Here is a 6,899-nt window from a genome sequence, read left to right on the forward strand (position 1 = left end):
GGATCGTCGCACCCGGTCGCCCGCACTGACGGGCGCCCGGATGAACAATGGACGAAGATCCCCTGCTTCCCCGGCGTACGGGGGGCGCGTGCTCTATCGTCCTCCGGTCAACTCCCTTACTCTGCGCTTTCGTTCGGGGACGGCCGGGGCGGGCCGCCGTTCGGCCGGCCGGTGGGGCGTTCCAGGGCGTCCGCCGGCTGTGCGGTCAGGAAGCGGTCGAAGGGGCGCGGCGCGGTGCCCGTGATCTGCTCGACCGTGGTGGTCGTCCGGTCCTCGGCGCCGGCCGCGATCGCCGTGTCCAGTCCGGCCAGCAGGTCCGCGAAGGCGGCCGGGATCCCGTGCTGCCGCAGGTGGGCGGACAGCTCCCGCGCGCTGACCCGCCGGTGCCGCACGGTGCGGCCGGTGAACCCGGTCAGCGCTGCCGCGACGTCGTCGAAGCCGAGCGGGCGCGGGCCGGTCAGCACCAGGTCGGGGGCCGGTGGTGCGGGGCTCGTGAGGACGTGGCGCGCGACGGACGCGATGTCCTCCGGGTCGATGAACGGGACGCGGCCGTCGCCGGTGGCGCTGACGATCTCGTCGTCGCGGCGGACGGACTCGGCGTGCAGGTGGTCGCCGGTGAAGTTGCTGGCGAACCAGGTCGGACGCAGCACCGTCGCCTGCGGGACGTAGCGCGGCAGCAGTGTGCCGAGTGCGCCCCACCCGGGACTGCCGACCGGGACGGCGGACGAACCCAGCAGCGCGACCCGTGCCACGCCCGCGTGCCGTGCGGCGGCGAGGAACGGTTCCACGACCGGGACCGGGTCGGCGACGCCGAGCGGCGCCACCAGGTAGACGGCGCGCACACCGCGTACCGCCGGGTCGAACGTGGCCGGGTCCGTCCAGTCGAAGCGGACGTCGGCCCGCGCGGACCGGCCGGCCCGGCGGACCGGGGTGCCCCGGTCGTGCAGTTGCCGCGCGAGCCGGCTGCCGGTGGTCCCGCTCGCGCCGGTGACGAGGACGGTCATGCGGCGGCCACTTCCTGGAGCATCAACGGGTTCCAGTAGTCGCGGTAGTGCCGGATCCGGCCGTCGACGACGGTCAGCACCGCGACGTAGCGGGCCGTGTACGGCGCGCCCGTGGCGACGACCCGGCCGCTCGCGGCCATCTCCGCGACGATGACCTCCGGGTCGGCGGTCTCGTGCACGGTCACGTCGTGGACGCGCTGGATGTCGACCATGTCCGTGTAGCCGTCGAGATACGCCTCGACCGCCGCCCGGCCGTCGAGCCGCTGCGGCCGGCCGGGCGGCGCGAACGGGAACTCCATGACGGCGTCGTCCGCGTACAGCGCCGTGAACGCGGCCATGTCGTGGGCGAGCAGGTGCTCGACGGCGCGGCGGAAGACGGGCACCGGGCCGCCGGGCCGCTCGGGGCGCTCGGGGCACTCGGGGTGTCCTGGGTTCTCGGGGTGTCCGGGCACGGGTCCTCCTCGGGGAACGCGGCACACTAGAATTCGGACCGCTGGTCCGCATTCACTGTAGCGGACTGCTGGTCCGTTTCGAGAGGGAGGCATGCCGTGCGGGCGGACAAGGCGCGCAACCGGGACGTGGTGCTGGCGGCGGCGGGCCGCCTGCTCGACGACGCCGCGGACCCGGACGACGTCTCCATGGACGCGGTCGCGACCGCCGCGGGCGTGGGCAAGGGCACGGTCTTCCGGGGCTTCGGCGACCGGCGCGGGCTGCTCCGCGCGCTCTACGACGAGCGGGCCGCGCGGGCGTTCGGCCCGGTCGGCGACGAGCCCGCGGCGGCCGACGGCGAGCCCGCGGAGATCGCGCTGGAGCTGCTGCTCCGTACCTGGCGGTTCAAGGAACAGAACCGGGTCCTCACTCTCGCGCTGGAGCGCGACGGCTCCGGCAGCCCGTACCGGAACGGCAGCTACGACCGGCTGCACGCGCACCTCGCGGCGCTGGTCACCCGCGCGCGCGGCACCGCCGACGCCGCGGACTTCCTGGCCCACGCCCTGCTGGCCGCCGTACGCAGCGACCTGGTGGAACACCTGCACAACCATCCCGGAACGGACCCGCGGACAGGGCTCCGCGCGCTGGTCCGGAGCATCTTCACGGCGAGCGACGACGATGCCGGGGAACCGCCCTCGTAGGCCCTCGCGGGGGGTGGGGCGGCACGGGGCGCCTCCCGCGAGGGCCGCCTCAGGGTCGATCCACGGACGACGCCGTCATGCGGTGATCGGGCTCCTGCCGGAGAGCTCGGAGACCTTTGCGGTCTCCGAGCTCTCTAAGATCCCCGAGATCCCCGAGATCCCCGAGATCCCCGAGATTTCGGGCTCACCGCCGGGTGTCGGGCCGATCGTCCGGACGGTCCGCGCGCGGGCCTCCGTTGCCGAGGCGGCGGCGGTCCTCCTCGTCCCACTTCCGGGTGTCGCGCGGCTGGACGTAGGGCTCCTCGCCGGCCGGATGGCCGCCGGCGACGGCGCGCTGGCGAGCCAGCTCCGCGTCGAACTCCAGGCCGAGCAGAATGGCCAGGTTGGTGATCCACAGCCACACCAGAAAGATGATCACACCGGCGAATGTGCCGTAGGTCTTGTTGTACGAGCCGAAGTTCGCCACGTACACCGCGAACCCGGCCGAGGCGATCATCCAGATCAGCAGTGCCAGGAAGCTGCCCGGCGTGAGCCAGCGGAAGCCGCGGACCTTCGCGTTCGGGGTGGCCCAGTACAGGATCGCGATCATGATGGTGACCAGGAGCAACAGCACCGGCCACTTCGCGATCGACCAGACGGTCAGCGCCGTGTCACCGATTCCGAGGGCGCCGCCGACCTGCTGGGCCAGGCTGCCGGTGAACACCACGATCAGCGAACTGACCACGGCCATCACCATCAGCACCACGGTCACACCGACCCGCACCGGCAGCACCTTCCACACCGGACGGCCCTCGGGAACGTCGTAGACGCCGTTGGCGCTGCGGATGAACGCGGCGACATAACCCGAAGCCGACCACACCGCCAGCAGCAGACCCGCGATCGCCACGAGTGAGCCGAGCCCGCTCTGGCCCTGCATCTGCTGCACCGCGGTCCGCAGGACGTCCTGAACCGCGCCCGGCGCGAGCTGCTCGATGTTGTCCAGAACCGTCTGCGTGGTCGACTGCCCGACGATCCCCAGCAGCGACACCAGTGCCAGCAGCGCGGGGAACAGCGCCAGGATCGAGTAGTAGGTCAGTGCGGCGGCCCGGTCGGCCAGCTCGTCCTTCTTGAACTCCTTCAGGGTGCCTTTCAGGACCGCCATCCAGGAGCGTTTGGGCAGGTCCGTCGGGCTGTCCGGTGCCCGTTCCTCCACCTGTTCGTCGGGCCCGGCGTCAGGAGCGCGCTCTGCCTCGGCCCGACGGTCCTCGGCCCGGCGGTCCTCGGCCCGGAACTCCTCCGCTCGGCCGTCCTCGGCCTGGCGACCCTCGGCCTCGTGGCTCCCGACCGCGCGGCTCCCGGCCCCGCGGTCCCCGCCCCTGCTGCTCTCCGCAGAGGTCTGCTCGCCGTGCTTCCTGTGCCATCCCGGTGTCCGCGCCATGCCGTGCGGGTATCCGGCTCACCGCCACCTATGCACGAGAGCGAACGGAACCACCTTTTCGGACGTATCGCCCGCGCGGGTGAGCCTCGTCCCTGGTGTGGCACTTGCTGTTCCATGGAGCGGACGCACAGGGTGAGCAGGGCTGTCCGGCGCTGGGCCGGGACAGCCGTATCGGCGGTGCGGCGGGCCTGGGAGGGGCCGGGCCGCGAGCGGGATCTGGCGGTGCAGGCGGGCAAGGGGGCGCTGGCCGCCTGGGTGGCGTGGGCGGTGGTGGGCTGGTGGCTCGCGGCGCCGATGGCGTTCGTGGCGCCGTGGGTCGCGGTGGTGCTGGTGGAGTCCACGGTCTACCGGTCCCTCGCGCACGGCCTGCAGCAGCTCACGGCCATCACGGTCGGTACGGCGGTGGCGACCGCGGTGGCGCTGCTGCTGGACAGCACGATGGCCGCGATGGCCCTGGTCCTCCCGGCGGTTCTGCTCCTCGGGCAGTGGCAGCGCCTGGGAAACCAGGGCGTCTACGCCGCGACCGGTGCTCTGTTCGTGCTGACCGGTGGCCCCGTGACCGTCGCCGCGTCGGGTGCCCGCGTCCTGGAGGCGGTCTTCGGCGCGGCGGTCGGAGTGACGGTCAACGTGCTGATCCGCCCTCCGGTGTACCTGCGGGACGCGCGCTCCGCGCTGGAGGACGCGACCCGCGAGGCGCACGAGCTCCTGGGTGCGGTGGCCGACGGGCTGGCCACCGGTGAGTGGGACGCCCATGCGGCCGGGGACTGGCACGTGCGGGCACTGCGTCTCGGCCGCCTGGTCGACCAGGCCAGGTCGGCGATCGGATGGAGCCGCGAAAGCATGCGGGTCAATCCACGCGGACGCCGCGAGCGGACCCTCTCCCCGCCCGGCGAGGGGTACACGGACGCGGTGGACGTACTCGACTACGTCGCCGTCCACACCGCGGGCGTGACCAGGACCGTGTGGGAGACGGCGGACAGCGGGAAGGCGGCCCAGCCGGCCCCGGAGCTCACCCGTGCCTACGCGGACTTCCTCCGCCAGACAGCGCACGCCATCCGGCTGTACGGCCGGACCCGGTTCGGCCCGAGCGGCCACGACGACTCCGCCGGGGAGCAGCTGCGCGAGGCGGTCGAGGAACTTCACCGCACCCTGCGCGTGTTCCGCCAACGGCTGCCGGGGGCGGTGTCCGACGACCCGGCCGCGCTCGTGACCTACGGAACCCTGCTGGCCCAGGCACACCGCCTGGCCGACCAACTCGTACAGGACTGACACCCGCGGCCGCGCGTTCGGACGGGTCGCCGCAGGGAACCCGTCCACCCCGACGCCCCGGCCCCGACACCAGCCGGGCGAAACCGCGAAACCGCGAAACCGCGAAACCGCGAAACCGCGAGCCAGCGACGGCGCGAGACAGGGAGAAGCACCATGCCGGCCGGATCCAACGCCAAGCGCGAACGTCAGTACGAGCACATCAAGGAGAGCGCCGAGGACCGCGGCGAGTCGTCGAAGCGGGCCGAGGAGATCGCGGCCCGGACGGTCAACAAGGAGCGGGCCAGGTCGGGCGAGTCCAGGACCGCGAGCAAAGCCTCCATGCGGGACCCGAAGTCGGCCTACGAGCGCGGCGGACAGCGCTCGCACAGCGGCGCGGAAGGACCGACCAAGGACCAGCTGTACGAGGAGGCCAGGAAACGCAACATCCACGGCCGCTCCTCGATGACCAAGACGCAGCTGAAGAACGCCCTCGGCCGCTGACGGGAGAGGGCCCGCCCCGCCCCGCCCACGACCGGCGGGGCGGGCCCCGCCCGCAGCCGTCCATGCCGCAGCGGAGAGGAGGGAACCCCGGCCCGGGGCCGACGGTCCTGTCGCCTTTCCGCCCTCTCTTCCGGGAGGCGCGGTACCTCCTCGCCGAGGAGGCGGACATCCGGGACACCGCGCTGCATCACTCGGTCCTGGCCGCGGTGGCTCAGGGCAACACCACGCGGGGCGGGATCGCGGGGTACATCGGCCGTAAGGCGGTGGACATCTCGCACCCTCTCAACGTGCTGGAGGACAGCCACCTGCTGGCGCGGGAAGCGGACATCTTCAGGGCCGGGAAGTCGCAGTACCGCGTCACCGAGCCACTGATCAGCTTCTACGAGGCCGTGATGCGGCCCTCCTGGGCCCGGTTGGAAGCCGGTCAGGCGTCGCCCAGTCCGCTGTCGCTGTGCTCCAGAGCGCCGGCGCCGGAGCGGAGTGGAGACAGGATCCGGAGTCCGGAGAGCGCACGGCCCCATCGCCCTGAGGGCCCACAGGCGGCCCCAGAGTGCGAAGATGCCCCCTCCCCTGCGGAGAACCTGCAGGGGAGGGGGCTTGTTCGTGCGGGTTTACTTCTTCTTGCCCTGGTTCTTGACCGCCTCGATGGCCGCCGCTGCCGCGTCCGGGTCGAGGTAGGTGCCGCCCGGGTTGAGCGGCTTGAAGTCGGCGTCGAGTTCGTAGGACAGGGGGATGCCCGTCGGGATGTTCAGGCCCGCGATGTCGGCGTCGGAGACGCCGTCGAGGTGCTTGACCAGGGCGCGCAGGCTGTTGCCGTGGGCGGCGACCAGGACCGTGCGGCCGGTCAGGAGGTCGGGGACGATGCTGTCGAACCAGTACGGCAGCATGCGGACGACGACGTCCTTCAGGCACTCCGTGCGCGGGCGCAGCTCCGGCGGGAGGGTGGCGTAGCGCGGGTCGTCGAACTGGGAGTACTCGGCGTCGGTGTCCAGCGGGGGCGGCGGGGTGTCGTAGGAGCGGCGCCACAGCATGAACTGCTCCTCGCCGAACTCCGCGAGGGTCTGCGCCTTGTCCTTGCCCTGGAGGGCGCCGTAGTGGCGCTCGTTGAGGCGCCAGCTGCGGTTCACCGGGATCCACAGGCGGTCGGCGGACTCCAGCGCCAGCTGGGCGGTGCGGATGGCACGCTTCTGGAGCGACGTGTGGAGTACGTCGGGCAGCAGGCCGGCGTCCTTCAGCAGCTCACCGCCGCGGACCGCCTCCTTCTCGCCCTTCTCGGTGAGGTTGACGTCCACCCAGCCGGTGAACAGGTTCTTCGCGTTCCACTCGCTCTCGCCGTGGCGGAGGAGGATCAGCTTGTACGGTGCGTCGGCCATGGGTCCGAGCGTAATCGAAGCCCCGGGTGGGCCGTCGCCCCCGTCCGGTGGGTGAATGGTGGGCCGACGGGGTGACGGGGTGACGGGGTTCGTCAAGCCGGAGCGGGTCGGCGGCCGGCACCGTCTGGGTCCTGCCGGGGCCCTCGGCGCGTGTGCATGTGAACAGCGCGAACAGCGCGAACAGGGTGCGGGTGGACTCAGCCGCACTGGCAGGGGCTGCCCGACT

7 protein-coding genes and 1 pseudogene are annotated in these 6,899 nt (G+C 72.5%); 4 read left to right on the forward strand and 4 right to left on the reverse strand.

Translation table 11 applies throughout. The annotated features are described in order from the left end of the window. Window positions 1-116: 116 nt before the first annotated feature. Window positions 117-1,004, reverse strand: a complete 888-nt coding sequence (locus tag ORI94_RS29485; protein WP_266081344.1) for an NAD-dependent epimerase/dehydratase family protein — start codon at window positions 1,002-1,004, stop codon at window positions 117-119. Beyond that, window positions 1,001-1,456, reverse strand: coding sequence for a nuclear transport factor 2 family protein (locus ORI94_RS29490; RefSeq protein WP_266081346.1), 456 nt, complete (start codon window positions 1,454-1,456; stop codon window positions 1,001-1,003). Before ORI94_RS29490 ends, ORI94_RS29485 begins: the two co-directional genes overlap by 4 nt. Window positions 1,457-1,552: 96 nt before the next feature. On the opposite strand from ORI94_RS29490, the gene ORI94_RS29495 reads away from it, so the two are divergent. Continuing rightward, the gene (locus ORI94_RS29495) at window positions 1,553-2,134 is read left to right on the forward strand and encodes a TetR/AcrR family transcriptional regulator (RefSeq protein ID WP_266081348.1); all 582 of its coding nucleotides are present in this window, start codon (window positions 1,553-1,555) and stop codon (window positions 2,132-2,134) included. Window positions 2,135-2,318: 184 nt separating this feature from the next. Here ORI94_RS29495 and ORI94_RS29500 read toward each other — a convergent pair whose 3' ends face one another. Further along, complete coding sequence (locus tag ORI94_RS29500; RefSeq protein ID WP_266081350.1) at window positions 2,319-3,551, reverse strand: YihY/virulence factor BrkB family protein; 1,233 nt, start codon at window positions 3,549-3,551, stop codon at window positions 2,319-2,321. 114 nt (window positions 3,552-3,665) lie between these two features. Between ORI94_RS29500 and ORI94_RS29505 the strand changes: the two genes are divergently transcribed. The 3 genes and pseudogenes from ORI94_RS29505 to ORI94_RS29515 form a co-directional block, all read left to right on the forward strand. Next, complete coding sequence (locus tag ORI94_RS29505) at window positions 3,666-4,820, forward strand: FUSC family protein (RefSeq protein ID WP_266081353.1); 1,155 nt, start codon at window positions 3,666-3,668, stop codon at window positions 4,818-4,820. Window positions 4,821-4,973: 153 nt separating this feature from the next. After that, on the forward strand, window positions 4,974-5,300 hold the full coding sequence (locus ORI94_RS29510) for a plasmid stabilization protein (protein ID WP_266081355.1): 327 nt from the start codon (window positions 4,974-4,976) through the stop codon (window positions 5,298-5,300). A gap of 101 nt (window positions 5,301-5,401) precedes the next feature. After that, window positions 5,402-5,734, forward strand: a pseudogene (locus ORI94_RS29515) (ATP-binding protein); the annotation flags it as partial. A gap of 177 nt (window positions 5,735-5,911) precedes the next feature. Here the strand turns inward: ORI94_RS29515 and ORI94_RS29520 are convergent. Continuing rightward, a complete protein-coding gene (locus tag ORI94_RS29520) occupies window positions 5,912-6,673 on the reverse strand; it encodes a phosphoglyceromutase (protein ID WP_042168901.1) in 762 nt (253 codons plus the stop codon). Between the last annotated feature and the right edge of the window lie 226 nt (window positions 6,674-6,899).

It is taken from the genome of Streptomyces sp. NEAU-W12 (genome assembly GCF_026242095.1).
In the GTDB taxonomy this organism is placed as follows: domain Bacteria; phylum Actinomycetota; class Actinomycetes; order Streptomycetales; family Streptomycetaceae; genus Streptomyces.

Coding starts and splice junctions, on each gene's coding strand:
- ORI94_RS29485 (WP_266081344.1), bottom strand. CDS start 1,004: ATGACCGTCCTCGTCACCGGCGCGAGCGGGACCACCGGCAGCCGGCTC.
- ORI94_RS29500 (WP_266081350.1), bottom strand. CDS start 3,551: ATGGCGCGGACACCGGGATGGCACAGGAAGCACGGCGAGCAGACCTCT.
- ORI94_RS29505 (WP_266081353.1), top strand. CDS start 3,666: ATGGAGCGGACGCACAGGGTGAGCAGGGCTGTCCGGCGCTGGGCCGGG.
- ORI94_RS29510 (WP_266081355.1), top strand. CDS start 4,974: ATGCCGGCCGGATCCAACGCCAAGCGCGAACGTCAGTACGAGCACATC.
- ORI94_RS29520 (WP_042168901.1), bottom strand. CDS start 6,673: ATGGCCGACGCACCGTACAAGCTGATCCTCCTCCGCCACGGCGAGAGC.